The organism is Nocardia yamanashiensis (assembly GCF_021183565.1).
Classification (GTDB): Bacteria; Actinomycetota; Actinomycetes; order Mycobacteriales; family Mycobacteriaceae; genus Nocardia; species Nocardia yamanashiensis.
In genome coordinates this window covers 2,038,700-2,064,669 of record NZ_CP089226.1, presented here as the reverse complement: position 1 = coordinate 2,064,669, position 25,970 = coordinate 2,038,700, and the positions used below count along the sequence as shown (strand labels likewise).

The following is a 25,970-nucleotide window of genomic DNA, read 5'->3' as shown; positions in this document are numbered from 1 at the left end:
AGAGCTTTTGCTCTAGTCTGGTGCAGTGGCGGAGAAGATGTCAACGAATACCCGGGAGCGGCTGGTGACGGCCGTCGCGGAGCTGATGCGCGTGCGGGGGTACAGCGCGATCACGGTCAAACAGATCACCGAAGCGGCGCAGGCGCAGATGGGTTCGCTGTATCACCACTTCCCGGGTGGGAAGCCGCAGATCGCGGCGGAGGCCCTGCGCAGTTCCGGGGCGGCGTACATCCAGCTGCTGCCCTTGCTGATGGATCCGCACGAGGAGCTGCGGGTGGCGGTGCCGGCCGCGTTCACCGCCGCCGCCGAGGTGATCGAGCAGGGCGGATGGCTCAATATGTGTCCGGTCGGCACCGTGGCCGGGGAGATCGCGGACAGCGAACCGGAGCTGCGGGCCGTCGCGGCGGAGGTCATCACGTCCTGGATCGACGAGGGCACAACGTATTTCATCGCGCGCGGCGTCGAGGCGAGCGAGGCGCGGGCGCTCATCCTGGCGATACTCGCGGCGCTGGAAGGGGCGTTCATCCTGAGCCGGACACTGCGGTCGAGCGAACCGCTGCACGCGGCGGGCGCGGCCATGGGCGCCCAGGTGGAATCGATACTCGCACGCGCCGTACGACATTGACACACCGGGCCCGGCGGCCGACACTCGCCAGTATCGGCGGAACGGTTGTCTCAGTCAGAAGGTGAACCGCGATGGTGGAATTCGACGTCGTCATCCGTGGGGGTTCGGTGTTCGACGGGACCGGCGCCGCGCCGATCGCCGCGGATGTCGGGATACGCGCGGGGGTGGTCGCCGCGGTCGCGCCCGGACTGGCCGAGGGTGCGCGGACCATCGACGCGCGAGGGCGGTGGGTCATGCCCGGCCTGCTCGATGTGCACACCCACTACGACGCGGAAGTGCTGCTGAGTCCCGGGCTGGGCGAGTCGGCACGGCACGGGGTCACCTCCATCGTGCTCGGCAACTGCTCGCTGTCGACGGTGTACAGCGACGCCGACGACTGTGCCGATATGTTCGCCCGGGTCGAGGCGCTGCCGCGTGAGCTCGTGCTGGATGCGGTGAAACAAGCCAAGACCTGGGCGGATCCGGCCGGGTACGCGCGGGCGATCGATGCCTTGCCGCTGGGCGTGAATGTGGCGGCGTTCCTCGGTCATTCCGATATCCGGGCCGCCGTCATGGGTCTGGGCCGATCGGTCGATGCCGCCGAGCGGCCCACGCGCACGGAACTGGATCGCATGCGGCGAATGCTCACCGACGCCCTCGATGCCGGGTTCGTCGGACTGTCCACCATCCGCAGTTCGTTCTCCAAACTGGACGGTACCCGGTATCCCGCACGCCAATTGCCCTCCACCTACGCGACCTGGAAGGAGTACCGCGCGCTCAATTCGGTACTGCGGGAACGAGGACGGGTGCATCAGAGCACCCCGAACCTGAACAGCCGTGCCGAGATCGCTCTCTACCTGCAGCAGAGCCTCGGCCGCCCGGGCCGCAAACCTTTGAAGACGACCCTGATCTCGGCCGCGGACATCAAAGCCGATCGCACCGTCGCCCGCGCCGCCACCGCCGTCGCGGCCGTGACCAACCGCGCGGGCGGCGATTTCCGCTGGCAGCACCTGCCGGTTCCGTTCGAGGTGTACGCCGATGGCGTGGACCTGGTCATCTTCGAGGAATTCGGTTCCGGCGCAGCGGCTCTCAACATCCGCGATGTGCTGGACCGCAACGACCTGCTGGCCGATGAAACCTACCGCCGACAGTTCCGCAAGGACGTCTCGAAACGCTTCGGCCCCCGAGTCTGGCATCGCGACCTCGACGACGCCGAAATCGTCTCCTGCCCCGACACTTCCGTCATCGGACTGTCCTTCGCCGAAGTCGCCCGCGGCCGCGATATCGACCCGGCCGACGCCCTCCTGGACCTCACCGTCGAGCACGGCACGAAACTGCGCTGGCGCACCACCATCGCCAACGACCGCGACGACGTCCTCGACACCCTCCAGCAGTCCCCCCACGTCCAGGTGGGTTTCGCCGATTCCGGCGCCCACCTGCGCAATATGGCCTTCTACAACTTCGGCATCCGCCTGCTGGAACGCGTGCACCACCGCGGCTTCATGCCCGTCGAGCAGGCCGTGCACCGCCTCACCGGCGAACTCGCCGACTGGTACGGCCTCGACGCCGGCTACCTCCGCCCCGGCACCCGCGCCGACGTCACCGTCATCGACCCGGCCGGCTTCGACGGATCCGCCGGCGCCTACGCCGAAGCCCCCTACCCCGGCGAAAGGCACATCGATCGCATGGTCAACCGCAACGACGCCGCCGTCACCGCCACCATCGTCAACGGCCAACTCGTCTACGCCAGCGGCGAATTCACCCCGGGCTTCGGCACCACCCTGCACGCCGGACGATTCCTCACCGCAACGTAGCCGCGGCTACCGCCAGTGCAGGTCGCCCACCGCCGCGGCCTCCGAACCGCCGTCCGCGAAAACGACCTGCCCGGTGACGAACCGATTCTCCGGTCCGGCCAGCCAGCAGATGAGTTCGGCGATCCACTCCGGCCGCCCCGGAAACCCGCCGAACGGTTGCGGCGCAGCACCTTCGATCGCCACCCGCACCTGCTCGTCGGCGAAGATCCACGCCGCCGCCGGGGTATCGACCACGCCCGAAGCGACAATGTTCAACGCAATGCCCGCGCCCGCCCACTCCGGCGTCGGCGCGACCCGCCGCACCCACCTGTTCAAGGCCCGCTTGGCAATCCCGTACCCACCGGTGGGCCCGCCGCCGATCGGATCGGCCGCCAGATACTCCACCGCCGCGGCCTCGTCCCCGTCCAAGCAGGCCTGCACGATCCGCTCGTCCGCAGGAGCCAGCGACGAGGTGGACGACACCGCCACCGCCCGGGGCGCGGAACTCTCCGCCAGCAACGGCCGCAACCCTTCCAACGTCGCCACCGCCCCGAAATAATTCGTCTCCAGCAGCCCGGTCCGCCCGCCCCCGGCGATCGCGAGCACCGCATCGATCGTCCCGTACGCACTGACCTGATCGACCAGCGACCGCCGCCCCTCCGGCGTCGACAGATCGGCGCACACCTCGGCATTCTCGAGGTCACACCCGATCACCTTCGCACCCCGCCCGCGCAGCAATGCGGCCGTCGCCGCCCCGATCCCCGACGCCGATCCGGTCACCACATAGGTCCGGCCGGCTGCACCATGCGACATCATCACACCACTGTAGTGAGGGCGGTGGGGATCGAACCCACCCGCGAAAGCACCTGTTTTACAGACAGGTTGAGCCACCAGGCTCCTCGCCCTCCTGGGCTGAGCGACGGGACTCGAACCCGCTGATGACCAGTACCACAAACTGGTGCCTCGACCGCTTCGGCTTCGCTCAGCGTGGATCAGTGCGCCGAATGCTGATGGAGGGGTGCGGGTTCCGGGAGGAGATATGAGAAAGGCAGCGGGGTGGTCGGGATGCGAGTCATGGCCGTGCCTTTCCGTCTCGGTGGGATTCGTCGGGTGGAACTGTAACCGGGTTCGGGGGGGCGGCCGCTACCGAATTTCGGCGGGGGCGGAGTCGTGCGCGCCGAGAAAGGTCCGGATTCGGGAGATGACCTGATCGGGAATCTGGTCGAGAACGCCATGGGCCGTATCGGGGAAGATTTCGGTTTCGGCGTGACGGGCGTGCTCGGACAGGCGGCGGGCAGTGATTTCCGGGGACGAGACGATGGATTCCGCGCCGCAGATCGCCAGGGCCGGGGTCGAGAGAGCTTGCAGCTCTTCGTCTTTCAGCACTCGCGCCCAGCCGAGGCCCATACGGTAGCCGAGTGCCGCTTTGGCGCCTCGGGTTTCGAGCTCGGTGAGAGTGACGCCGGGGGTGAGCCATTCGCCGGCTTTGCGGAAGCCCTTCTCCGGTCCTTGGATGCCGAGCCAGAGCATTTTCAGCAGGACACTCGTCTTGGGTTTGGCGAACATGCCACCGGGTTCGATCATGGTGAGGGAGGCCAGGCGGTCGGGCGCGTGCAGCGCGATGAGAGCGGCGTGCCAGGCGCCGTGCGAGAGCCCGACCACATGGACACGGTCGAGGCCGAGAGCATCGAGGACGTCCGTGAACCAGATGGCGAAGGACTCTTCCCCTTTCAGCGGCTCGGTCTGCACGCTGCGGCCGGCGGCGCCGATGGTGTCGAGCGCGTAGACCTTGCGGTCACCGAACCGCTCGACGTATTTCTGCCAGTAGAGACTGTTGCCGCCGAGACCGTGCAGCAGTACGACCGGGGTCGCGGTGCCTGATCCGGTGATGCGCACATGCGTGGACCCGAAGGAGGTCGAGACGTCCGTTGTGGTCGCGGGAACCGTGCAGGTCGCTTCGTATTCCGCGTAGAACCGCAGGAAGTCCGTCCGCGCCTGCTCGTTCTTGAACCGCCCGATCTTGGCCATGGCCACCCCTCATCATCGTTGATGGTACGACCGTATCACAGACTTGGTATGGCCGTACCAGTAAAGCTGGTGTGCCGAGGTGGCGCCGCCGCTTGCGCTTACACGGTCGATACATTGCGAGCCGTTTCGCTTCATACAACGTGTCCACAATCGACGGATGTGGAAACCCGGACCTACCATCGCCGAGATCCTGGCTTCGCACGAAAGCGGTAGCGGGTCACCGACTTCCACCGCCGCGCGGGTCGCCGATGCCATGGCGGCCGCGGGTGCGGACGGGACCTGGATCACGCCGGTGCCGCGGGAGCGGTTGCTGGCCGCGGCGGCCGAGATCGAGCAACGGCCGGGCGCGCGGACGCTGCCGCTGTACGGGGTGCCGTTCGGGGTGAAGGACAGTATCGACGTGGCGGGGTGGCCGACCACGCTGGCGTGCCCCGACTTCGCTTATATCGCAGAGGAAACGGCTCCGGCGGTGCAGCGGCTACTGGATGCGGGTGCGCTGTTCGTCGGGAAGACCAATCTCGATCAGTTCGCGACGGGGTTGAACGGGACGCGCACGCCATATCCGATTCCGCGCAGCGTGTACGGGCGGGAATTGATCTGCGGCGGGTCCAGTTCGGGGTCGGCGCGGGCGGTGGCGCTGGGGCAGGTGCCGTTCTGCGTGGCCACCGACACCGCCGGGTCGGGGCGGGTGCCGGCGGCGCTCAACGGGATCGTGGGATGGAAGCCGTCACGCGGGCTGATCAGCACGGTCGGGCTGGTGCCCGCGTGCAAGTCCCTGGACTGCATGACCGTGATGACCTCCTGTGTGGCCGACCTCGATCGGGTGTTCGCGGTGATGTACGGGCCGGACCCGAACGATCCGTGGAGCCGGCGGCGCGGGCCCATGTACGAGGGCGCGACGCTGCGGGTCGGGCTGCCCGGCATCAGCGAGCTCGAGTTCTTCGGCGACGCGGAATTCGAAGACGCGCATCTGGCGTTCCGGGATCGGCTGCGGCGCATCGGATTCCGATGTACGCCCACCTCGCTGCAACCTTTCCTCGCCGCCGGGGAACTGCTCTACGCCGGACCGTGGGTCGCCGAACGACTGGTGGAGTTCGACGAGTTCCTCGCCGAGCGACCGGACGCGTTCCTGCCGGTGATCCGCGAAATCCTCACCGGCGGTAGACGTTTCCGGGCGGTGGACGTGTTCCGCGCGCAGCAACGGCTGCAGGAACTACGCGCGCGGGTGGCCCGGCTGTGGCACGACTTCGACGTGATGGTGGTCCCGACCATCGGCACCACCTTCACCGTGGACCAGGTGCTGGCCGACCCCATCGCCACCAATACCAAGCTCGGGCACTACACCCACTTCGGGAACCTGCTGGATCTCACCGCCATCGCGGTGCCGATCGGGGTGACCGCCGACGGCCGGCCGCTGTCGGCCATGGTGTTCGGGCCCGCGCTCGCGGACGACACCGTGCTCACCGCGGCCGCCCGCATCCTCGACGAGCCGCGCCAGTCCCCGGCGCACCTGTTCAACCGGCTCGCAGAGAAGGAAAGACGATGAGCGCACCACCCCCGATCCCGGCCCGGCCCGGACCTTTTCCCTTCGCTCCGGACACCACGGCGCTACTGGTCATCGATATGCAGCGGGATTTCCTGCTACCCGGCGGGTTCGGGGAAAGCCTCGGCAATGACGTGAGCCTGCTGCGCGCGGTCATCGAACCCCTCGCGGCGCTCATGGGCGCGGCCCGCGCGGCCGGGATCCCGGTCATCCACACCCGCGAAGGCCATCTGCCGGATCTCTCCGATTGCCCGCCCGCGAAACTGCTGCGCGGCAACCCATCCCAGCGCATCGGCGATCCCGGACGATTCGGCCGGATTCTGGTGCGCGGCGAGTACGGCCACGACATCATCGACGAACTCACCCCGCTGGCCGGGGAAACCGTGATCGACAAGCCCGGCAAGGGCGCGTTCTACGCCACTGAACTGGCCGCCGTGCTGGAGCGGGACGGGATCCGCTCGCTGCTGGTCACCGGCGTCACCACCGAGGTGTGCGTGCACACCACCGTCCGCGAGGCCAATGACCGCGGCTACGAATGCCTGGTCGTATCCGACTGCGTCGGTTCCTATTTCCCCGAATTCCAGCGTGCCGGGCTGGACATGATCGCCGCGCAGGGCGGCATCTTCGGCTGGGTCGCCGATTCGGCGGCCGTCCTCGGCGCATTGTCACCTTCGAACACCCCGGTCTAGGAAGCACCATGTCCGTCGAAACCAAGCTCACCGACGAAACCGGACCCGACACTCCCCTGGCGCTGCCGTGGTGGACGCGCGGGGACACCAACGCCTTCTTCGGGCTCTCGTTCAACATCCTCGTCAATGTGCTCACCCTGACCACGCTGTCCATCGCGGTGGTCAAGATTCCCAGCGCCGACGTGCTCGGAACCGTACTGCCCGCCTTGGGAATCGCGCTGGTGCTGGGCAATCTGTACTACATGCTGCTGGCGCGGCGGCTGGCGCGCCGGGAGAACCGCGCCACGGTCACCGCGCTGCCGTACGGGCCGAGCGTGCCGCACATGTTCATCGTCGTGTTCGTGGTGATGCTGCCCATCTACCTGAAGAGCGGCGACCCGCTGAAAGCCTGGTCGGCAGGTTTGGCCTGGGCGTTCATGATCGGCGTGATCGTCATGATCGGCGCGTTCGTCGGGCCGTACATTCGCCGGATCACGCCGCGCGCGGCCATGCTCGGCACCCTGGCGGGCATCTCGATCACCTTCATCGCCATGCGCCCGGCCGCGCAGATGTGGGAGGCGGCGTGGATCGGGCTGCCGGTGCTGGCGATCATCCTGATCGGGTTCTTCACCGATGTGAAGCTGCCGGGGAACATTCCGGTGGGGTTGGTGGCCTTGCTGGTCGGCACCGCGATCGGCTGGATCGGCGGATACATGTCGGTGCCGGATGTCACGCAGGCCGCGCACGATATCGCCATCGGGTTGCCGGATCTGCGGTTGAACCTGCTCTTCGACGGGCTCTCGAATCTCGCACCGCTGCTGGCGACCGCGATTCCGCTGGGCGTGTACAACTTCACCGAGGCCATGAGCAATGTGGAGAGCGCCGCGGCGGCCGGTGACAACTACAACCTGCGCAGTGTGCTGCTCGCCGACGGCTGCGGGGCGATCATCGGTTCCGGGTTCGGGTCGCCGTTCCCGCCCGCGGTGTATATCGGCCATCCCGGGTGGAAGGACGCGGGCGGGCGCACCGGGTATTCGCTCGCGAGCGGGGCGGCCATCGGATTGATGTGCCTGCTCGGGCTTTTCGGGCTGCTGGCCACGGTGCTGCCGATTCCGGCCATCGTGCCGATTCTGCTGTACATCGGGTTGCTGATCGGTGCGCAGGCATTCCAGGCCGTCCCGCGGCTGCACGCGGTGGCCGTGGTCGCCGCGCTGCTCCCGAACCTCGCCGAATGGGGTGTGGGACAGATCGACAATGCGCTCAGCGCCGCCGGTACCTCGGCCGAGAAGGTCGGATCCGCCGCCCTCGGGCAAGCTGGTGTGGTCTACGACGGCCTGAAAACCCTCGGCGCGGGCGCGGTGCTCGCCGGACTGGTGCTCGGCACGATCGTCACGTTCATCCTCGACAAACGTTTCCGCGCAGCCGCTCTCGCCGCGGCCGTCGGTGCGGCGCTCAGCTGGATCGGCCTGATCCACGCCGCCGAGGTGGATTGGGCGGCCGCACCGAAGGTCGCGCTCGGTTATCTCCTGTTCGCGCTCGTCTGCCTCGCCTATTCCTTCATTCCGGCCACTCGCGAATCCGAGCCCGAACCGGAGCCCGCGACGGCCGAGTGAATCGAGGCAATGGTCAACGGAGGGTGCGGAGCCACCGGCGGGTGTCGGCGGGGTCGATGACGTCGTCGAGTTCCAGGGCGGTCGCGGCGGTGAGGGCTTTGCCGCTGGCATAGGCGGCGGCCACCAGCGCGTCGAAAGCCGACTGCCGGGCCGCCGGATCTTCGATGGCGGCCAGCTCCTTGGCGAAGCCGAGCCGGACCGCGCCCTCCAGGCCCATGCCGCCGATTTCACCTGTGGGCCAGGCGATCACGAAGCGCGGGGCCCGGAAGGACCCGGCGGCCATGGCCTGCGCACCCAGGCCGTAACCCTTGCGCAGTATCACGGTGCCGAAGGGGACGTCCAGGGCCGCCGCATCGATGAACAGGCGGCTGAATTTGGTGACGGTGGCGTCCTTTTCGGCTTCCGGGCCGACCATGAAACCCGGTGTGTCGCACAGGGAGACGATGGGGAGGCGATGGGCGGCGCACAGCCCGAGGAACGCGCTGAGCTTCTCGGCCGCGGGTGCGTCGATCGCGCCGCCAAGGTGATGACAGTTGTTGGCGATGAGCGCGAACGGGCGGCCTTCGATGCGCATGAGACCGGTGACGATGCCCACCGCCCAGTCGCGGCGTAGTTCCAGGAAGGAGCCGACGTCGGCGATGGATTCGATGGCCGCGCGAATGTCATAGGCGCGCAAGCGGTTCTCGGGGACGACGTGGCGGGACAGCCGCGGGTCGGGTTCCTGCCATTCACCGGTCTCGCCCTGGAAGTAGGACAGGTAGCGGCGGGCGGCGGCGACCGCTTCGGCCTCGTCGGCGGCCACGATGTGAACGACGCCATTGCGGCGCTGGACGTCGATGGGGCCGATGTCCTCGGGCGCGTACACGCCCAGTCCCCCGCCTTCGATCATGGCGGGCCCGCCCATGCCGATGTTGGCGTCCGGGGTGGCGATCACGACATCGCACATGCCCAGCAGCGCCGCATTGCCCGCGAAGCAGCGGCCGGACACGATGCCGATCAGCGGCACGTGACCCGACAGCGCGCCCATGGCGCGGAAGGTGGTGACATCGAGCCCGGAGATGCCGCCGTGGTCGGTATCGCCGGGGCGTCCGCCGCCGCCTTCGCAGAAGAACACCACCGGAAGCCGTTGCTCGCGAGCCAGTTCCAGCATGCGGTCGGTCTTGACATGATTGCGCACGCCCTGGGTGCCCGCCAGGACGCTGTAGTCGTAGGACAGCACGACGGCACGGGAGCGGTCGGGGCCGAAGCGGTCGGCGTCGATGGTGGCCACGCCCGCGACGAGACCGTCGGCGGGCGTGTTGGCGATCAGGTCCTCGAGGCTGCGGCGCGCCCGCTGGGCGGCGATGGCCAGGCCGCCGTATTCGACGAAGCTGCCGGGATCGACCAGGTCGGTGATGTTCTCGCGGGCGGTGCGGCGGCCCAGCCGGTGACGTTTGGCGACCGCTTCGGGGCGGGCGGCATCGGTCAGGGTGTGCTGCCGGGCACGCACTTCGGCCAGGTCCGAGCGGATCGAATCCAGGTCCAGTACAGTCGATTCGGCGCTCTCGCCGTCGTGCTCGGCGGCTTCCCAGACCAGCAGGACGGCGTGCGGGTCCACGACGTCGCCGGGCGTCACGGTGTGGCGCAGGACCCGCAGGGGCGTCTCGGCGCGCAGTACGTGCTGCATCTTCATCGCTTCCAGGACCGCGACCTCGGCGCCGGCCGCGAGTAGTGCGCCCGGTGCCGCGAGAGACACCACGGTGGCGCCCATCGGCGTGCGCAATGGCTGTTCCTCGCCGGACAGTTCGGGGGCGTCGGCGTGCCCGGCCGGTTCGGCTTCGGGTGCGGGCTCCTGGTAATCGGTTGCCCGCGTGTGGAATACGTCGAGTTGCTCCTCGAACCACGCGGTGCCGACCGCCCCGGCCTTCGGCAGTTCGTCCAGCACCGCGCGCAGCAGGCCGAGATTGGTGTCCACGCCGGTGATCACGGTCTCGGCGAGCGCGTCCGAACAGCGTTGCAGCGCAGCCGGGTAGGACGGGCCGTGGGTGATGATCTTGGCGAGCAGGGAATCGAACCGGACGCCGTGCCGCATGCCGGGGCGCACGGCGGTGTCGACGCGGACGCCGATGCCGGTCGGGGCGCTGAATTCGGTGATCACGCCGGAACTCGGCAGGGGTGTGCCGTCGGCGGTGAGCAGTTCGGCATTGACGCGGGCTTGCACCGCATACCCGCTCGGCGCAGTGTCCAGCGGCAGTCCCAGCTCGGCCAGGGTCCGGCCCTGCGCCAGGTCCAGTTGCACCGCAACCAGATCCACGCCGGTCACGGCCTCGGTGACGGTGTGCTCGACTTGCAGGCGCGGGTTCACTTCCAGGAACCACGCGTCGTCCCCGGCGACCAGGAATTCGACGGTCAGCACGCCCCGGCTCGCGGTGGATTCGGCGATCCGTACGGCGTAGTCGTGCAATCGATTCCGCAGGCCTGCCGCGAGCTCCGGCGCTGGGGCGACCTCGATCAGCTTCTGATGGCGGCGCTGCACACTGCAATCGCGGTCACCGAGCGCGACCGCGCCCGTGCCATCGGCGATGACCTGCACTTCGATATGCCGTGCGCCGATCGCCAGTGCCTCGGCGTAGACGGCGGAGTCGCCGAATCCGGCTTGCGCTTCGGCGCGGCACCGCTCATAGACGTCGCCAGCCCGGGCCGGATCGTGCAGTTCTCGCATACCGCGCCCACCACCACCCGCGGCGGCCTTCACCATCACTCCCTGCGGATGCGCGGCCAGCAGCGTCACGATGGCGTCGAGCCCGCCGTTCACCGGCGTCGCCGCGAGCACCGGCACACCGGCGCGTTCGGCGACCGCTCGCGCGGCGAGTTTGTCCCCGAACACGCGCAGCACCCCGGGTTCCGGACCCACGAACACCAGCCCGGCCGCCTGGCACGCGGCAGCCAGCTCCGCACTCTCGCTGAGGAATCCGTAACCGGGGTGCACGAAGGCACCCGCCCCGGCGGTCGCGGCGGCGGCCACCACCACGGCCACGTCCAGATAGGCGGCGGCCCCCGCGCCGGGCAGACACACCGCGTCATCGGCCAGCCGCACCGGCAGGCTGCCCGATTCCTCCGCCGTGTACAGCGCCAGCGTCGCGTACCCGCGTTCCCGCGCGGTCCGCGCCACTCGGACGGCTATCTCTCCCCGGTTCGCAATCACCACTCGCACGCGGCCAGTGTTCCCGACGATCCCCGAAAATGGGTCATTACATCGCACGTGTCTCAATCCTCGAGCACCGCATCGATCGGCCGATCGCTATCGCCTATCGCGGCGCGCTCTTCCCGGTCACGCTTCGAGACTGGGCGCATGAAGTTCACGAAAGGTACCGGGCGGGCGCTCGGGCTGATGTTCGCGGTGGCGCTGACGACCGCCTCGTGCGGGTTCGGCGACGGCGCGAGCACCGGCGGCACCGCCGCGCCGATTCCGGAATTACGTGCCGACCAGCAGGTTTCGATCGTTTTCGAGTCCTACAACTACGGGGTGGCCGGGGCGTGGACCGACACGTTCAACGCCCTCATCGCCGAGTTCGGCCAGAAGTTCCCGAATATCAAGGTGACGACGCAGAAACCGCAGGGCAACAGCCCCAATCCGGCGACCGACACCATTTCCAGTATCCAGAATCAGCTGGTGGCGGGGAATCCGCCGGATGTGGCGCAATTGGGGTTCAGCGATCTGGATTTCACCATCCACCAGCTCGGCGCCAAACCGCTGGACACGCTGGTCGGACGGTCCGAGGTGGACCGGAATTTCGAGGGTCAGGGTCAGCCGTTCGCGGCGCGGGCGCGCACCCTCGACGATTGGGACGGGCACACCTACGGGGTGCCGTTCGTATTCTCCACGCCGGTGCTGTATTTCAATGCCTCGTTGTTCGAGCGCGCCGGATTGGATCCGAACCGGCCGCCGGGGACCTGGCAGCAGGTCGCGGATGCCGGGAAGGCCATCGCCGAGAAGACCGGGCAGGGCGGGGTGTACATCGACTGCCTGACCAAGAGCGCCAAGGATTGGTGTTTCCAGTCGATGGTGCGTTCCAATGGCGGCCGGGTGGTGTCGGAGGACCGGCGCACGCTCGGTTTCGCGGAGACGCCGGCGGTCGAGGTCACGCGCATGGCACAGGATCTCGTCACTGCCGGTGCCATGCCGAAGCTCAATCAGAAGCAGGGCTACGAGGCGTTCGCGCGGGGCGAGATCGGCATGATTCTCGAATCCAGCGCCATTCAGGGCACCTTCGTCACCGGTGCCAAGGACAAATGGGACCTGCGATCGGCGGCCATGCCGCGGTTCGGGGACAAGACCGCGATCCCGACGAATTCCGGTGCGGGACTGCACATTCTGTCCAACGACCCGGTCAAGCAGCGGGCAGCGTGGGAGCTGATCAAATTCCTGACCAGTGAATCGGCCTACATCCGGATCGCACAGAATATCGGCTACCTGCCGTTGCGCACCGGCCTGCTGGACGTCGACAGCGGCCTCCGGGACTGGGCGAAACGCAATCCGCTGCTGGCGCCGAATCTGGCGCAATTGGCGGTGATGGAACCGTGGGTGTCGTTGCCGGGCAATAATTATCTGCAGATCCGGGACGGCATGATGGAGGCGGTGGAAGCCGTGGTCTTCCAGGGCAAGGATCCGCAGACCACGCTCGCCGCCGCCCGCGGCGAGGGCGCGAAACTGATGCCGATCTCATGAGTGATGTGACCATCGTGCAGCTCACCGACACGCACCTGCGGGCGGCCGGAGAACACGTCCACGGTGTGGTGGACAGTCACGAGAATCTACTGCGGGTGCTGGCACAGGTGCGGGTCGCGAAGGGACCGATCCACGCGATCATGCTGACCGGGGATCTCGCCGACAATGGTGCGCCGGAGGCGTATCGGCGGTTGCGGGCGGCGGTCGAACCCGTCGCGGCGGAGCTCGGGGCCCGGGTCGTGTACCTGATGGGCAATCATGACGAACGGGTCGCCTTCGGGGAGACCCTGCTGGACCTCGCGCCCGGCAGCGTGGATCCGCTCACGCCGCACGACTCGGTGACCGAGGTCGCGGGACTGCGGCTCATCGGGCTGGACAGCACGACGCCGGGACGGCATGACGGGTGGCTCGAGGACGAGCAATTGCATTGGCTGGCAGCCGAATTGCGGAACCCGGCGACACTGGGGACCGTGCTGGCCGTCCACCATCCCCCGCTGCCGTCGGCCATCGCGGCCGCCGAGACGTTGAGACTGCGCAATGCCGAGGCGCTGGCGGAGGTGATCGCGGGCACCGATGTGCGGGTCATCCTGTGCGGGCACAACCATCTCACCGGGGCGGGCATGCTGGCGGGCGTGCCGGTGTGGATGGGGCCGGCGTCGTCCTATCGGCTCGAGACCATGCCGCCGGCGGGCCGGTACCGGGCGCGCACCGGGTTCGGGTTCAGCCGCCTCGATATCGTGGATTCCGCGCTGGTCATGATGGCGGTGGAAACGACCGCGGCGCAATCGATCCACGACAGCGACGAGGCCGCCGAGCTGGCGCGCCTGGCCGCCATCATGCGCCGGTGATCGCGCGCCGGCTGCGCAGGCGCGCGGTGCCCTACCTGTATCTCGCGCCCGCCCTGATCCTGCTGGTGGTGTGGACCTATCGCCCGCTGGTGCAGGCCCTCGAACTGTCCACCTACTCCTGGAACTTGCTGCCGGGCACCAGCCCGGTGGCGGTTGGCGGGGCGAATTACGAACGGCTGCTGGAACTTCCGTCGTTCCGCGACTCGGTGTGGCGGACCGTCGTGCTGATTCTCGGGCTGCTGCCGTTCACGGTGGTACTGCCGGTCATCATCTGCCTGGCCGCACGGAAGGTGTCCGGGCGGGCGCGCACGCTGTATCAGGCGATGATCTTCACCCCGTTCCTGGTCGCTCCGGTCGCAGCCGCAGCGGTATGGCGATGGCTGCTGCATCCCGGCAGCGGTTTCGTCGATCGCCTGCTCGGCTCGGATCGCAACTGGGTGTACGACGCCGCCACCGCGCCGTGGGTGATCGTCGTCGTCACCGGGTGGCAACTGCTCGGCTTCGCCAACCTGGTCGTCGCGGCCGGAATGGCTTCCATCAACGGCGAATACGAGCAGGCGGCCCGGGTGGACGGGGCGAGCAGCTGGCAGGTGCATCGGTTCATCACGCTGCCGTTGCTGCGCCCGACGCTGCTGTTCCTGGTGCTCACCACCGTGCTGCTGACGCCGATCCTCACCTTCCCGCTCATCGACTCCATGACCCAGGGCGGGCCCGCGCAATCGACCACCAATATCTATTACCTGCTGTGGGAGTACGCCTTCCACAGCTTCGACGCCGGGCTCAGCGCCGCGGCGGGAGTGCTGTTGTTCACCGGTTTCGCCGTCGTCGCGGCACTGCTGGTGTGGATGTCGGAAAAGGTGTCCTTCCATGATGATTGACCGGATCGCGCGGATCGGCGGGCACGTCCTGCTGGGCGGGCTGGCGGTGCTGGCCGTGTTCCCCATCTACTGGTTGTTCGCGACCAGCCTGCGCCGGCCGGAGGACATCGCCTCGCTGGCGCCGCTGCCGTGGCCGCTGTCGTTCGCCAACTACGCCGACGCGGCCGCGAAAGTGGAGCTGACCCGGCTGCTGACCAACACGTTCCTGGTCGCGGCCGGGTCGGCGCTCGGGCAACTGCTCATCGCCCTGCTCGCCTCGTATGCGTTCGCGCTCTACAGCTTCCCGTTCCAGCGGCTGCTCTATCTGGCGTTCGTCGGCACCTGGCTGGTGCCGTTCCACGTGACGATGCTGCCGAGCTACCTGCTGCTCAACCGATTCGGGCTGCTCGACACCCTGGCCGGGGTCATCCTGCCCACCCTCTGCTCGGCGCTGGCGATCCTGCTGTTGCGACAGCATCTGGAGGCGTTCCCGAAGGAACTGGTGGATGCGGCGCGGGTCGACGGGCGCGGATCCTGGGCGATTCTCTGGACGATCGTGGTGCCCAATCTGCGCCCCGCCCTGGCGGCCCTGGGCCTGCTGCTTTTCATCAACGGCTGGAACGAATACCTGTGGCCCGCGATCGTGCTGCGCCGGTCGAACGCGGTGGTGCAGTTGGGTTTACGCAGCTTCATGGGCGCCGAGGGCGATCAGTGGGGCCCGCTCATGGCGGTCGCCGGTCTGGCCTGCCTGCCGGTGCTGCTGCTGTACGTGGTGCTGCAGCGCCAGATCACCGACGGCTTCGTGCGGTCCGGCCTGAAGTAGCGGTCCGGACTGAAACGATCAGGCCGGTACCCGCTCCGGTTCCGACTCGAGGCACGACAGGAACAGCGGGACCGCCGGATTGGTCTCCTCGGCCCGCCACACCGCGTACAGGTCCAAGGTCGGAACCGGATCCAGCAACTTCACCGCCACCGAAGGACTGTCCGGCGATCCCATCCCCATGGCGATCGCCCGCGGCAGCGAAGCGAACCCGACCATCGGCCGCACCGACACCATATGCGCCGTCGCCCCCGGATCGTCCGCACTGTGCCCGACCGTCAAACTGATCCGATTCTGCGCCGCCGCCCGGAAAATCGTGTCGTACATGGCCGGGCACTGCTCCCGCGCGAACAGCACGCACTGCTGCCCCTGCAATTCCGCGAACGGCACCGCCGCCCGCTCCGCGAACCGATGCCCGCGCCCCACCACCGCCACCAGCGGCACCCGATGCAGCGTGCGCCGATACCGGAACTCGGCCGTGCTGGGATGCCCGTACACCAAGGTCACATCCAGCGAACCATCCGACAATGCGGCCAGCTGCGGCCCGGTGCGCTTCTCCCACAACGACACCGCGATATCCGGATGCCGCGCGGTCATCCGCACCAGTGCCTCCGGCAGCACATGCCGGCTGGCCACCACGTTGTAGCCGATATTCACCGTCCCGGCCCGCCCCTGCGCGGTGGCCCGGGCGGCTTCCGCGGCCCGCTCCACCTGCGCCACAATCTGTCTGGCCTGAATCTCGAACTCCCGCCCCGCCGCGGTCAACCGCACCTCGTGCGAATTCCGGGCAACCAACTGCACCCCGATGGCCTGCTCCAGCTTCCGCAGCTGCGCGCTGAGGCTCGGCTGCGTCAAATGCAGGCGCTGTGCCGCCCGCCCGAAATGCAGTTCCTCGGCCAGCGCCAGGAACGATACGAGATGTCGAAGCTCCATACCCTCGGCCCCTTCCGGCTGAGGGCAACGCTATCCACGCCGGATAACCGAGGATGAATCCGGTCCGGACAATGGATGAATGGCCTACACCAGCTTCGTCGACGTCCTGCTCATCGCGACCCGCGACGACCGGGTACTCCTGGCCCGCCGCGCCAATACCGGCTACGGCGACGGCCTCTGGAACGTGCCGTCCGGCAAGCTGGAACCCGACGAGGACGTGGAAGCCGCCGTCATCCGCGAAGCCAAAGAGGAAATCGGAATCTCCTTGCACCGCAACGATATCCGCATGTCCACCGTCCTGCACTATCGCCCGCCCGGCGGCCCCGGCCGGGTCGGCTTCTTCTTCCACGCCACCACCTGGCAGGGCGAACCTTTCAATGCCGAGCCTCACAAATGCTCCGAACTGCGCTGGTTCCCCCTCGACGCCCTGCCCGCCGACACCGTCCCCTACATCACCCTCGGACTGGATCACTTCCGCCGCGGGCTCACCTTCGGCGTAGCGGGCTGGCCGGTGATGTAAATGCAACCTTGACAAGGGTCCGGCGTAAACGCATCCTTGACACATGAGCGAAACGATTGACCGCGATACCGCTGATGAGCGGGCGGTTCTTGCGAAAATGTTGACTACCAACGCCGAATTTCTGGCCGAGGTCCTGCACCCGGCGGCGGGCACTCCGACGCCTTCGGTGATGGCCGCCTTGCGCGCGGCGCGCAGTCTCGACAGCGTCGTCGACGACGTGCTGCGGTCGCTGGTACAGCAGGCCCGAGATGAAGGGCGGACCTGGGCCGAGGTCGGGGAGATCTTCGGGACTTCCCGCCAGGCCGCGTTCCAGCGGTTCGGCGGCGGGCCGAGCGCGATGCCGATTCCGCCGGCGCCGCCCGTGCCGCACCTCCCCCAGATGCCGCAAATGCCGCCCACGCCGCCGATCCCGCCGCTGCCGAACATGCCGAAGCTGCCCGAGATGCCCGGGATGCCGGTCCCGCCGTTCATGGGGCACGCGCCGAAGGGACCGCAACCGCCCACCCCGGGTCAGCGGCCCGACGGCGAACCCGCCTGAGCGACAATCGATTCCGAGCGAAAGTCCGACCGATGCCGCCGACCGCACGCCCCGCGCCCGCCGGACCCGCCTCCCGCGCGAAAGCTCGCCTGTACACGGCGGCGCGGTGCCGCTTCGCCGAGGATCGGCTCGCCGACGCGGTCAGCGGCGGCATCGAGCAGGTGGTACTGGCCGGCTCGGGGTTCGAGACGTTCGCCGCACACAATCCGTACCCGGGTGTGCGCGTATTCGCGGCATTTGGGTCGAACACCTTCGAAAACGCGCTCCGGGGAACCGCTTTCGACGATCGCGCGCCGGCGTTCTTCATCCGCCTGGGTGCGGGCGCGGCGCTCACCGATCCGGCGCTCACCGCCGATCTGCACTACGTCGCTGCACGGGCCCCGGGCACGGCGATCGTCTTCGACCATGACGGCATTCCCGCACGAGCTCCGGACGGGGCGACCGTCCTCGGTCACGACGGCCGCCCGATCCTGGAGTCGGCGATCGACGATGCGGAATCGGAGCGGGACATGATCGCCGCCTGCCTCGCACGCACTGGACTCGCCGCGCTCGAGGATCTCGGCCCGGACGACCTGGCCGAACGCTATCTGCTCGCGTACCCCGACCCCGAGCAGTCGGGTCCGCGAATCCTGTACGCCCGCAACCGTCCCGGCCGTTCACCGCGGACCGGGGCAGCGAGCCGGATGCGCGCTCCGCTCAGTGTGCGGTGGCCGGACTCCGCTGGGCGCCGACGAAGACACTGATCTCCGGATCCACGGCCGCGGTCACGTCGATGCGCTTGGGCAGGAGCCCGTTGGCGGCCAGCAGATCGGCGGCGCGCTGCTGTTCGGCCAGGAATTCGGGGGTGACGGGGCCGACGCCGAAGGGCCGGCCGCGCAGCGCGGCTTCCCAGGCGTCGAGATCGGCGGTGCCGCCCCGGGCGGTGATGTCGTCCACGAAGTATTGCGCCGCGGCGCGGGGATTCTCGATGATCCAGGCGTCGGATTCCTGGAGCGCGGTGATGATCGCGCGCAGCGCTTCGGGCTGGGATTCGGCGAAGTCGCGGCGGGTGAACCACAGCGACGGGTGCGAGAACACCGATTCGGTGTCGACCAGGGTGCGCAGTTCGGTGGCGGCCTCCACGGCGGTCAGGCCCGGGTAGGCGCCGATCCAGGCGTCGAGGTCGCCGGACAGCAGCAGTGCGCCGCCGTCGTGCACGTCGGTGTCGACGGGTTCGATATCGGCCCAGCCGAGTCCGGCCTGATCGAGGGCGAACAGCAGCAGGGTGGTCTGCCAGGAGCCGTGCGCGATGCCGACCCGCTTGCCCTTCAGGTCGGCGACGGTTTCGATGCCGTTGCCCGCCTTGGTGACCAGGCGGCCGTTCTCCACGCGCGGACCGGAGATGCCGACGTAGACGATGTCGCGGTCGTTGGCGAGCGCGGTGACGGGCGGGGTGAAGCCGGTGCCGATGAAGTCGTAACCGGGTTCGGAGTACAGGTAGTCCGAATGCTGCGACGGGAGCGCGGTTTTCACGTCCACGCGGGCCGGAGCGGGCAGGGTGCGCAGGTCCACCCATTCCACGTCGGGCAGGGCGCGTTCGAGAATGCCGCGGTGGCGCAGCACGAAGAGCGAGTTGTTGTGCGGGAAGTAGCCGACACGAACGGTCACGGGGAATTCTCCTGGGGTGAGGGTGGTCAGAGCAGGCCGCGGCGGCGCGCTTCGTCGGCCAGGCCGGTGCGCGACCATTGGACGGCGAGGTTGGATTTGTCGAAATCGACCGAGCCGCCGAGGGTTTCGGCGATGGCCTGGTATTGCGCGCCTTCCTCGAGCAGGACGACGAGCTGGGCCAGATCCAGCAGGCCCTTGCGGCCGATGACGTTCGCGCCGCCATTGGCTTCGAAGATGGCGATCAGGTCCGGATCCTCGGCGAGACGCTCGAGAATGAAGTCCCCCGCGCCGATGCTGCGGTCGATATGCGGCGGGATGGCGCGCGACAGGGTCAGGCGCTGCACCGCGGCATAGCGGATCGGGAAGGTGCGATGGGTTTGCGCCCACCCGCCCAGCCACGGGCTGTGCACGTGCACGACCGAGGTGATCTCGGGGTGCGCCCGGAACACTTTCGCATAGCCGGTGACGAATCCGGCGGATCCCTTGCCGGACAGGACTTCTCCGTCGAACGTGGCGACCACCGGATGCACGGTGCGGTCGTCGGCCCACGGGCCGGGTTCGTTGAGTGCGACGGCGATCTCGGCGCCGGGCACGCGTTCGACGAAGTTCACGGTGCCGTTGCCGGTCACGGTCCCGGTCTCGCGCAGCACCCGGAACGCCTTGGCGGCATCGCGGGTGACGGTTTCGACGAAGTCCCGGACGGTATCGGTGAGCGCGGTCTCGATGGTGGTCAAAGCGACTCCCTAGTGGGCGAGTTGGAGCACGGAAGCGGATTCGGGGGCGGTGAGGCGGGAGCGGCCGAGCAGCGGGAGCACTTCCTCCCCGACCCGGTACGCCTCCTCCAGATGCGGGTTGCCGGCCAGGATGAACGCGTCCACGCCCAGGTCGATCAGTTCGTCCAGGCGTTGCGCGACCTGTTCGTAGCTGCCGACCAGACCGAACGCGGGCCCGCCGCGGATCAGGCTGAAACCGCACCAGACATTGGGCTGCACTTCCAGATCGCGGTAGCCGGTGATGGTTTCCGGGACCCAGCCCTGAATGCGGGCCGCGCCGACCGAATCACCCTGGGCGGCCCGGTTGGCGGCATCGCGGTCGACGAACGCCCAGCCCTTCTCGATCTCCGCCCACGCCGCCTCCTCGGTGTGCCGGGCGACGATGTCGATGCGGACCGCGAATTTCGGGGTGCGGCCGGTCTTCTCGGCGTGGGCGCGCACGCCGTCGAATTTGGCGCGCAGGTCCGCGTACGGTTCCAGCCAGGACAGGTAGTAGTCGGCGTGGCGTCCGGCGGCGTGCACGGCGGCGGGTGAGGAACCGGAGAAGTACACCTCCGGGAAGGGCTGCCCGGCCAGCAGCGGCGGCAGCGCGGCGTCCTCGGTGCGGAAGAACCGGCCGTCGTGGGTGAACGGGCGGCCGTCCCACACCCCGCGCAGCACATCGAGGAATTCGCTGGTGCGGGCGTAGCGATCGTCGTGGGAAACCTTGTCGCCCCACCACAATTGGGCCGGCCCGCCGCCTCCGCTGATGATGTTGTAAACCAGTCGCCCGCCGGTGGCGCGTTGCAGGCTGGCCGACATGCGGGCGGCTTGCACCGGGTGCAGGAAGCCGGGCTGGAAGGCGACCATGAACCGGTAGGTGGAGGATTCGGCGGCCAGCGCGGACGCGATCGCCCACGGGTCCTCGGTGACCGGGAACGACGGCAGCAGCCCGCCCAGGAAGCCCGCGGACTCACTGGCTTTCACCACGGCCGCGGCATGGTCGATATAGCTGTAGGCGTCGAGTTCGCCGCCGCGAATGGCGGGGGCGATATTGCCGGGGCCGTAGCCGCCGGCATTGCCGCGGTTGTAGCGGCGCGGGGTGCGCAGGGAGGCGTGATCGCCTTCCATGCCGATGCGCCAATAGACGTCGATGGTCACAGCACGGCCTCCTTCAGGGTGCGTCCGGCCGGATCGACCAGGTGCAGCAGGTGTTCGCCGAGGCGATGCACCTCCTCGATGTGCGGGTGCCCGCTGAGGGTGAAGCTGTCGATGCCCGCCGCCGCGTACACCTCGAGCTGGCGGGCCACCTGCTCGTAACTGCCCACCAGGCCGATGGATTGGGGGTAGCCGAGGGCCTCGAACCCGGCCCAGCGGCCGTCGCCGAGGCTCAGCGAGCTCGCGCCGGGGCCGTCGGGGCGGACTTCGCGCCATTGGCGTTCGGCGCGGGCCCAGGCTTCGTCCTCGGTTTCGCGGGCGATGATCGGCAGTTCGAGCCCGGCCCGGACATGGCGACCGGTCGCCTCGGTGTGCACGCGCAGCGCGGCGAGCCGTTCGCCCAGGTCGTCGCGGGATTCGGTGAACACGTGCACGTCGCCGTGCCGGGCCGAAAGATCCAGTGCGGCAGGGGAATCGCCGGTCAGGTAGACGGTCGGGAAGGGCAGACCGGACAGGATGCCCCGGAAGCCGCCGTCGATGACGTCGTAGTGTTCGCCCGCGAACTCGAAACCGGTGCCGCGGAATCCCGCGCCCGGTACCGCTTCCTGGTTCCAGACGCCCCGCGCGACGGTCAGGAATTCCGCGGCGCGGGTGTAGCGGTCGTCGCCGGTGAGGCGGTCGCCGCGGCTGCGGGCTTCGTGTGCGTCGGTCTCGACGGCCAGCCGCCAGCTCAGACGGCCCGCGGACAGGCGTTGCAGAGTGGCCGAGAGCTTCGCCGCGTATACGGGAGTGCCGAAGCCAGGCTGGAATTCGACGGTGACGCCCGCGTACCGGGTGCCGCGCAACGCTCCCCCGGCGACGATCCAGGATTCCTCGCCGAGCGGGTCGTAGGGGGCGAGCACGCCGTCCAGACCCGCGAGTTCGGCGGCGTTGACGACTTGACGCAGATCGTCGAGGCCGGAGACGCCGCGGTGCCGGTACTTCGGATCGGCGCGGCGACCGTCACCGCGGCTGGGCAGCCGCCACAGGTACTCGGTCATGCCGCGACCTTTCCGGCGGCGACCAGTTCACGGGCGCGGGTCAGGGGTTCGTGGGCGACCCAGGAATCGAGGTCGAAGTCCGCCGCGAGGAAGCCGTAGGTGTAGAGGAACTGCTTCTGCACGCCGAGCAGTTCGACGCGTTCGGGATCGAGCGACGGATGCAATCCGCGATGGAAGGCGTCACCGTAGGCGGCGACGACACCTTCGGGACCGGAAAGGGTTTCGCGTTGCAGCACCTCGCGGACCCCCTCGGCGTGATCGCCCGCCCAGTCGGCGGCGCGCAGGCTCTGTGCGAGGAAGCCGATCACCGCATCGGGATTGGTGTCGAGGAGTTCCTGGTGCACGGTGAGCGGGCGCGGGGTGCCGTTGTTGACGCGCAGGCGTTTGCTGTCGGTGGCGTCGAGGTCGACCGCCACGCGCAGGCCGTGTTCCTTCGCGACTTCCTGGGCGCGAGCGCCCTTCACGTAGATGGCGTCGACCTCGCCGTTCAGCAGTTCCTCCACACCCCAAGTGATGTTGCGGGCGCGCTGCTGAACCTCGGTGCGCACCTGCGGATCCCGCTCGACCTTCAGCTCCGTGACTCGCACGTCCGCCAGGGTCAGGCCCGCGAGCCGCAGGGCGCTGGAGAAACCGTGCAGGGCCATGGCGCGGGGGAAGCTGCGCGCTTGATCCTGCGCCCATCCCGGGATGCCGATGCGCGCTCCGGCCAGACCGGCGGGATCGGCGATCCGCGAGTCCGGGCCGACCAGAATCGCCTGCGCTTCGTCGATCCAGGTGAGACCGATGAGCCGGGTCGGGGAACCGGCGGCGCGGGCCGCCAGCGCGGGCACATTGCCGCCTTCGCGGATCAGGCCCGAGAGGGCGTGGTCGAAGTGGAACTTGGCCAGCTCCGGGCCGGCGTCCTGCAGAACGCCGAATTCCAGGCCGTTGCGCTGCGCGTTCTCGCCGAGCCAGCCGAGACTGTGCGCGAGGCCGCTCGCGGTGGGGACCGGGCAGCGGGTGTACCAGAGGGTGTCGGTCATGAAGCGCTCCTGGCGGTTTCGATGGTGTTGCGGCCGACGCCGAGCTGAGCCAGGAACGCGGTGCGATAGCGCAGGGCGTCCGGGTCGGTGTGGTCGCGCGGGTGCGGGAGTTCGATTTCGGTGTCCACGGCGAAGCGGCCGCGATCGAGGATGAGGACCCGGTCGGCGAGGCGGATGGCCTCGTCCACGTCATGGGTGACCATGAGGACGGCCGGGCGGTGGCGGGCCACCAGATCGCCGACCAGGTCCTGCATCTGCAGCCGGGTCAGCGCGTCGAGGGCGGCGAAAGGTTCGTCGAGCAGCAGCAATTCGGGTTCGCGGACCAGGGCGCGGGCCAGGGCGGCGCGCTGGGCTTCGCCGCCGGAGAGGGTGGCGGGCCATTGCCGGGCCTTGCCGTCCAGGTGCACTTCGGCCAGGGCGCGCAGTCCCGCGTCGCGGGACTGTTTCGAGCGGCGCTGTCCGACAACCACATTGGCCAGCACGCGTTTGGAGGGGATGAGGCGCGGTTCCTGGTAGACGGTGGTGCGGGCGGCGGGAACGAGCACTTCCCCGCTGTCCGGGGTTTCCAGGCCGGTGAGCAGGCGCAGCAGGGTGGTCTTGCCGGTGCCGCTGGGGCCCAGCAGCACCACGAACTCGCCGCGGCGCACGGTCAGGTCGACGCCGTCCAGGACCACCTTGTCGCCGAAGGCTTTACGCAGTCCGGTGAGCTGGACGGCGATCGGGGCGGTCATCGGATGGCCACCTGTCCGCGCCAGGGCATGGCGTAGCGTTCCGCGATGCGGACCAGGCCATCGAATACGAGGCCGAGTACGGCGTAGAGGACCACGCACAGCACCATGTAGTCGGTGCGGTTGTATTCCTGGGCGAGGGTGACCAGGTAACCGACGCCTTCCGTCGTGCCGACCTGTTCGGCGGCGATCAGGCCGGTGATGCTGATGGACAAGCACACTCGCAAGGCCATGAGCACGCCGGGCAGCGCCGACGGCAGGATCACTTCCAGCACCAGGCGGACGCCGGTGAGGCCGAAGCCGCGCGCCGCCTCCACCACCTTGCGGTCCACATTGCGCACGCCCAGATAGGTGTAGGCGTACATGGGCGCGACGGTGGCGACTGCGATGAGCAGGACCTTGTACAGCTCGTCGATGCCGAACCAGGCGATGAACAGCGGCACCAGCGCCAGGAACGGGACGGCGCGCACGATCTGCATGGTGGAGTCCACCAATTCCTCACCGAGGCTGGACAATCCGGCGACGAGGCCGAGCAGCAGGCCGACGGTGACGCCCAGCGCGACGCCGAGGGCGGCGCGGGTGAAGGACGCGAGGGCGAAATCGACCAGCTGGCCGTTGCGCAGCAGTTCGGTGAAGGCCGACCAGACCTTCGGCGGACCGGCCAGCACCTGCGGGGACAGCGCGCCGGTGGCGGAACCGATCCACCAGCTCGCGAAGATCAGCGCGGGCAGCAGGAAGCGCAGGGGCAGGGAAAGCCATGCTGGTCTGGGCTTCTCGACGCGATTGCGCGGCGGCGCGAGATGCGACAGCTGCTCGGTCGGGGCGATGAGGACGGCCATGTCAGCGGCCGGACTTCAGGGCCGCGAGCTGATCGGGCGTGAGCTTGGACTTCAGGTCGTAGAAGATGTCGGCGGCGGTGATCTTGCGGCTGATGACGCCGTTGTCGGCGAACAGGTTCACCACATCGGCGAGGTCGGCGGCATCGGATTCGGCGGGCAGGCGGGGCACGGTGACCTCGCCGCCCACGCGCAGGGCGTCGGCGAGGCGCGCGCCGCTGAGCGCGCGGGGACCGGTCTGTTCGAAGACGTTCTCGAAACCGGCCGGGTCGGCGTGCTGCTGGGCGGTCAGCGACTGCAGGGTTTCCAGGTATTTCGCGGCCACATCGGGGCGGCTGTCGAGGATCTCGGTGCGGAAGACCACCACCGAGTTGTCCTTGGAGCCGATACTCTGCTCGGTCGCGATCTCCACGCCGCCATTGGCTTTCGCCTCCTGGTAGGGCACCAGGAACGAGGCCCAGGCATCGACCTTGCCGGTCGCGAACGCCGAGGCGGCGTCCTTCTGCTGCAGCGGCACCCGAGTCACCTTGTCGGCCGGGATTCCGGCCTGAGCAAGGGCTTTCAGCAGGATGTACTCGCCCTTGGCGGCCGGGTTCACCGCGACGCGCTTGCCGACCAGATCGGCCACCGAGTGGATACCGGAGTCCTTGGCGGCGATGATGCCGCTCTGGTCCTTGCCCGCCGGATCCTGCACGGCCACGATGCGGACGGCGACATCCTTGGACAGCGCGCCCACCACCGGGCTGAACGCGGCGCCGGAGACATCGAGTTCCTTGGTGTTGAACAGCTTCAACATGGAACTGAATCCCGGTGTGGTGGTGACCCATTCGACTTTCGCGCCCAGCGGGGCGAGGGCCTTGTCGAAGGTGCCGTCGCGCTTGGCCACCGCGAGCGGTCCGGAATTGCCCGGATCGGCCACCTTCAACACCAGCTCCGCTCGCGGTCCGGAATCGGTGTCCGATCCGGATCCACACGCCGCCACCAGAGCAACGATGGGGGCGAGCGCGAGCGCGAGACGCCAACGGTTTGGCCGGCGTGTGCGGAACATCGTGGAACACCTCTTCCGAGTCATGGATCGCAATCGATCGATGACTGGCGACAGTAGGGGGCGTCGGCGAGTGCGGCGAGGTAATGCTTTCCGAGGATCGGAAGGATTGACAGGGTGTGCCCGGAAGGGTTATGAGACGGTCGGTTTCGGCTGGGACGGTGAAAGTGCGTGTTCTCGACAGGTTTTCGCGCACCGCGAGCGAAACCCGCCGATCACCGTCGGCTTTCCACCTGATGGAAACCTGCTGCTTATCCCCGGCCATGTCG

24 protein-coding genes and 2 tRNA genes are annotated in these 25,970 nt (G+C 68.6%); 12 read left to right on the top strand and 14 right to left on the bottom strand.

Features of this window, described 5'->3' with window-relative positions:
- Positions 1–25 precede the first annotated feature (25 nt).
- Positions 26–625: a TetR/AcrR family transcriptional regulator gene (locus LTV02_RS09955; protein ID WP_233039718.1), complete on the top strand. Its 600-nt coding sequence runs from the start codon at positions 26–28 to the stop codon at positions 623–625.
- A gap of 71 nt (positions 626–696) precedes the next feature.
- Entirely contained in the window at positions 697–2,418 is a 1,722-nt protein-coding gene (locus LTV02_RS09950; RefSeq protein WP_233039717.1) for an N-acyl-D-amino-acid deacylase family protein, read from the top strand.
- 6 nt (positions 2,419–2,424) lie between these two features.
- Here LTV02_RS09950 and LTV02_RS09945 read toward each other — a convergent pair whose 3' ends face one another.
- From LTV02_RS09945 to LTV02_RS09930, 4 genes are all read right to left on the bottom strand, one after another.
- Positions 2,425–3,213, bottom strand: a complete 789-nt coding sequence (locus LTV02_RS09945; RefSeq protein WP_233039716.1) for an SDR family oxidoreductase — start codon at positions 3,211–3,213, stop codon at positions 2,425–2,427.
- Positions 3,214–3,226: 13 nt separating this feature from the next.
- Positions 3,227–3,304 (bottom strand) — tRNA-OTHER (locus tag LTV02_RS09940).
- 1 nt (position 3,305) lies between these two features.
- A tRNA-His gene (locus tag LTV02_RS09935) sits at positions 3,306–3,383 on the bottom strand.
- A 157-nt stretch (positions 3,384–3,540) separates the two neighbouring features.
- Positions 3,541–4,425, bottom strand: coding sequence for an alpha/beta fold hydrolase (locus tag LTV02_RS09930; protein WP_233039715.1), 885 nt, complete (start codon positions 4,423–4,425; stop codon positions 3,541–3,543).
- A gap of 157 nt (positions 4,426–4,582) precedes the next feature.
- Between LTV02_RS09930 and LTV02_RS09925 the strand changes: the two genes are divergently transcribed.
- Genes LTV02_RS09925 through LTV02_RS09915 form a run of 3 tightly spaced genes read left to right on the top strand, consistent with a single transcriptional unit; the run spans position 4,583 to position 8,249 of the window.
- A complete protein-coding gene (locus tag LTV02_RS09925) occupies positions 4,583–5,971 on the top strand; it encodes an allophanate hydrolase (RefSeq protein ID WP_233039714.1) in 1,389 nt (462 codons plus the stop codon).
- Positions 5,968–6,657 (top strand): cysteine hydrolase family protein, encoded by a 690-nt coding sequence (locus tag LTV02_RS09920; protein ID WP_233039713.1) that lies wholly within the window; start codon positions 5,968–5,970, stop codon positions 6,655–6,657. Before LTV02_RS09925 ends, LTV02_RS09920 begins: the two co-directional genes overlap by 4 nt.
- Positions 6,658–6,665: 8 nt before the next feature.
- Complete coding sequence (locus LTV02_RS09915; protein ID WP_233039712.1) at positions 6,666–8,249, top strand: SulP family inorganic anion transporter; 1,584 nt, start codon at positions 6,666–6,668, stop codon at positions 8,247–8,249.
- A 13-nt stretch (positions 8,250–8,262) separates the two neighbouring features.
- Here the strand turns inward: LTV02_RS09915 and LTV02_RS09910 are convergent, their stop codons facing one another.
- Entirely contained in the window at positions 8,263–11,442 is a 3,180-nt protein-coding gene (locus LTV02_RS09910; protein ID WP_233039711.1) for an acetyl-CoA carboxylase family protein, read from the bottom strand.
- Positions 11,443–11,580: 138 nt separating this feature from the next.
- Between LTV02_RS09910 and LTV02_RS09905 the strand changes: the two genes are divergently transcribed.
- The 4 genes from LTV02_RS09905 to LTV02_RS09890 are packed head-to-tail and all read left to right on the top strand — an operon-like array spanning position 11,581 to position 15,485.
- Positions 11,581–12,957, top strand: a complete 1,377-nt coding sequence (locus tag LTV02_RS09905) for an ABC transporter substrate-binding protein (RefSeq protein WP_233039710.1) — start codon at positions 11,581–11,583, stop codon at positions 12,955–12,957.
- Positions 12,954–13,805: a metallophosphoesterase gene (locus LTV02_RS09900; protein ID WP_233039709.1), complete on the top strand. Its 852-nt coding sequence runs from the start codon at positions 12,954–12,956 to the stop codon at positions 13,803–13,805. The genes LTV02_RS09905 and LTV02_RS09900 overlap by 4 nt, the downstream gene beginning before the upstream one ends.
- A complete protein-coding gene (locus LTV02_RS09895; RefSeq protein ID WP_233039708.1) occupies positions 13,802–14,683 on the top strand; it encodes a carbohydrate ABC transporter permease in 882 nt (293 codons plus the stop codon). Before LTV02_RS09900 ends, LTV02_RS09895 begins: the two co-directional genes overlap by 4 nt.
- Positions 14,673–15,485 carry a carbohydrate ABC transporter permease gene (locus LTV02_RS09890; RefSeq protein ID WP_233039707.1) on the top strand — a complete coding sequence of 271 codons (813 nt, stop codon included), beginning with the start codon at positions 14,673–14,675 and terminating at the stop codon, positions 15,483–15,485. The genes LTV02_RS09895 and LTV02_RS09890 overlap by 11 nt, the downstream gene beginning before the upstream one ends.
- 18 nt (positions 15,486–15,503) lie before the next feature.
- On the opposite strand, the gene LTV02_RS09885 is transcribed toward LTV02_RS09890, so the two are convergent.
- Positions 15,504–16,415 (bottom strand): LysR family transcriptional regulator, encoded by a 912-nt coding sequence (locus LTV02_RS09885; RefSeq protein WP_233039706.1) that lies wholly within the window; start codon positions 16,413–16,415, stop codon positions 15,504–15,506.
- A 79-nt stretch (positions 16,416–16,494) separates the two neighbouring features.
- Between LTV02_RS09885 and LTV02_RS09880 the strand changes: the two genes are divergently transcribed.
- The 3 genes from LTV02_RS09880 to LTV02_RS09870 are packed head-to-tail and all read left to right on the top strand — an operon-like array spanning position 16,495 to position 18,216.
- Positions 16,495–16,935, top strand: a complete 441-nt coding sequence (locus LTV02_RS09880; RefSeq protein ID WP_233039705.1) for an NUDIX hydrolase — start codon at positions 16,495–16,497, stop codon at positions 16,933–16,935.
- Positions 16,936–16,978: 43 nt separating this feature from the next.
- Positions 16,979–17,473: a hypothetical protein gene (locus tag LTV02_RS09875; protein WP_157762032.1), complete on the top strand. Its 495-nt coding sequence runs from the start codon at positions 16,979–16,981 to the stop codon at positions 17,471–17,473.
- Between the two features lie 32 nt (positions 17,474–17,505).
- The gene (locus LTV02_RS09870; RefSeq protein WP_233039704.1) at positions 17,506–18,216 is read left to right on the top strand and encodes a class I SAM-dependent methyltransferase; all 711 of its coding nucleotides are present in this window, start codon (positions 17,506–17,508) and stop codon (positions 18,214–18,216) included.
- On the opposite strand, the gene LTV02_RS09865 is transcribed toward LTV02_RS09870, so the two are convergent.
- The 8 genes from LTV02_RS09865 to LTV02_RS09830 are packed head-to-tail and all read right to left on the bottom strand — an operon-like array spanning position 18,170 to position 25,704.
- Positions 18,170–19,120, bottom strand: coding sequence for an ABC transporter substrate-binding protein (locus LTV02_RS09865; RefSeq protein ID WP_233039703.1), 951 nt, complete (start codon positions 19,118–19,120; stop codon positions 18,170–18,172). The genes LTV02_RS09870 and LTV02_RS09865 overlap by 47 nt on opposite strands.
- Before the next feature lie 26 nt (positions 19,121–19,146).
- A complete protein-coding gene (locus LTV02_RS09860) occupies positions 19,147–19,854 on the bottom strand; it encodes a class II aldolase/adducin family protein (RefSeq protein ID WP_233039702.1) in 708 nt (235 codons plus the stop codon).
- Between the two features lie 9 nt (positions 19,855–19,863).
- Positions 19,864–21,033 (bottom strand): LLM class flavin-dependent oxidoreductase, encoded by a 1,170-nt coding sequence (locus tag LTV02_RS09855; RefSeq protein ID WP_233039701.1) that lies wholly within the window; start codon positions 21,031–21,033, stop codon positions 19,864–19,866.
- Positions 21,030–22,070, bottom strand: a complete 1,041-nt coding sequence (locus LTV02_RS09850; RefSeq protein WP_233039700.1) for an LLM class flavin-dependent oxidoreductase — start codon at positions 22,068–22,070, stop codon at positions 21,030–21,032. The genes LTV02_RS09855 and LTV02_RS09850 overlap by 4 nt, the downstream gene beginning before the upstream one ends.
- The gene (locus LTV02_RS09845) at positions 22,067–23,092 is read right to left on the bottom strand and encodes an ABC transporter substrate-binding protein (protein ID WP_233039698.1); all 1,026 of its coding nucleotides are present in this window, start codon (positions 23,090–23,092) and stop codon (positions 22,067–22,069) included. The genes LTV02_RS09850 and LTV02_RS09845 overlap by 4 nt, the downstream gene beginning before the upstream one ends.
- The gene (locus tag LTV02_RS09840; protein WP_233039697.1) at positions 23,089–23,823 is read right to left on the bottom strand and encodes an ABC transporter ATP-binding protein; all 735 of its coding nucleotides are present in this window, start codon (positions 23,821–23,823) and stop codon (positions 23,089–23,091) included. Before LTV02_RS09840 ends, LTV02_RS09845 begins: the two co-directional genes overlap by 4 nt.
- A complete protein-coding gene (locus LTV02_RS09835) occupies positions 23,820–24,659 on the bottom strand; it encodes an ABC transporter permease (RefSeq protein ID WP_233039696.1) in 840 nt (279 codons plus the stop codon). The genes LTV02_RS09840 and LTV02_RS09835 overlap by 4 nt, the downstream gene beginning before the upstream one ends.
- A 1-nt stretch (position 24,660) precedes the next feature.
- Positions 24,661–25,704, bottom strand: a complete 1,044-nt coding sequence (locus tag LTV02_RS09830) for an NrtA/SsuA/CpmA family ABC transporter substrate-binding protein (RefSeq protein ID WP_233039694.1) — start codon at positions 25,702–25,704, stop codon at positions 24,661–24,663.
- Positions 25,705–25,970 lie beyond the last annotated feature (266 nt).

Bases quoted from the DNA above. Each gene is read 5' to 3' on its own strand.
- LTV02_RS09950 (WP_233039717.1), top strand. From the start codon at position 697: ATGGTGGAATTCGACGTCGTCATCCGTGGGGGTTCGGTGTTCGACGGG.
- LTV02_RS09945 (WP_233039716.1), bottom strand. From the start codon at position 3,213: ATGATGTCGCATGGTGCAGCCGGCCGGACCTATGTGGTGACCGGATCG.
- LTV02_RS09930 (WP_233039715.1), bottom strand. From the start codon at position 4,425: ATGGCCAAGATCGGGCGGTTCAAGAACGAGCAGGCGCGGACGGACTTC.
- LTV02_RS09925 (WP_233039714.1), top strand. From the start codon at position 4,583: ATGTGGAAACCCGGACCTACCATCGCCGAGATCCTGGCTTCGCACGAA.
- LTV02_RS09920 (WP_233039713.1), top strand. From the start codon at position 5,968: ATGAGCGCACCACCCCCGATCCCGGCCCGGCCCGGACCTTTTCCCTTC.
- LTV02_RS09915 (WP_233039712.1), top strand. From the start codon at position 6,666: ATGTCCGTCGAAACCAAGCTCACCGACGAAACCGGACCCGACACTCCC.
- LTV02_RS09905 (WP_233039710.1), top strand. From the start codon at position 11,581: ATGAAGTTCACGAAAGGTACCGGGCGGGCGCTCGGGCTGATGTTCGCG.
- LTV02_RS09900 (WP_233039709.1), top strand. From the start codon at position 12,954: ATGAGTGATGTGACCATCGTGCAGCTCACCGACACGCACCTGCGGGCG.
- LTV02_RS09890 (WP_233039707.1), top strand. From the start codon at position 14,673: ATGATGATTGACCGGATCGCGCGGATCGGCGGGCACGTCCTGCTGGGC.
- LTV02_RS09885 (WP_233039706.1), bottom strand. From the start codon at position 16,415: ATGGAGCTTCGACATCTCGTATCGTTCCTGGCGCTGGCCGAGGAACTG.
- LTV02_RS09880 (WP_233039705.1), top strand. From the start codon at position 16,495: ATGGCCTACACCAGCTTCGTCGACGTCCTGCTCATCGCGACCCGCGAC.
- LTV02_RS09875 (WP_157762032.1), top strand. From the start codon at position 16,979: ATGAGCGAAACGATTGACCGCGATACCGCTGATGAGCGGGCGGTTCTT.
- LTV02_RS09870 (WP_233039704.1), top strand. From the start codon at position 17,506: ATGCCGCCGACCGCACGCCCCGCGCCCGCCGGACCCGCCTCCCGCGCG.
- LTV02_RS09850 (WP_233039700.1), bottom strand. From the start codon at position 22,070: ATGACCGAGTACCTGTGGCGGCTGCCCAGCCGCGGTGACGGTCGCCGC.
- LTV02_RS09845 (WP_233039698.1), bottom strand. From the start codon at position 23,092: ATGACCGACACCCTCTGGTACACCCGCTGCCCGGTCCCCACCGCGAGC.
- LTV02_RS09840 (WP_233039697.1), bottom strand. From the start codon at position 23,823: ATGACCGCCCCGATCGCCGTCCAGCTCACCGGACTGCGTAAAGCCTTC.
- LTV02_RS09835 (WP_233039696.1), bottom strand. From the start codon at position 24,659: ATGGCCGTCCTCATCGCCCCGACCGAGCAGCTGTCGCATCTCGCGCCG.
- LTV02_RS09830 (WP_233039694.1), bottom strand. From the start codon at position 25,704: ATGTTCCGCACACGCCGGCCAAACCGTTGGCGTCTCGCGCTCGCGCTC.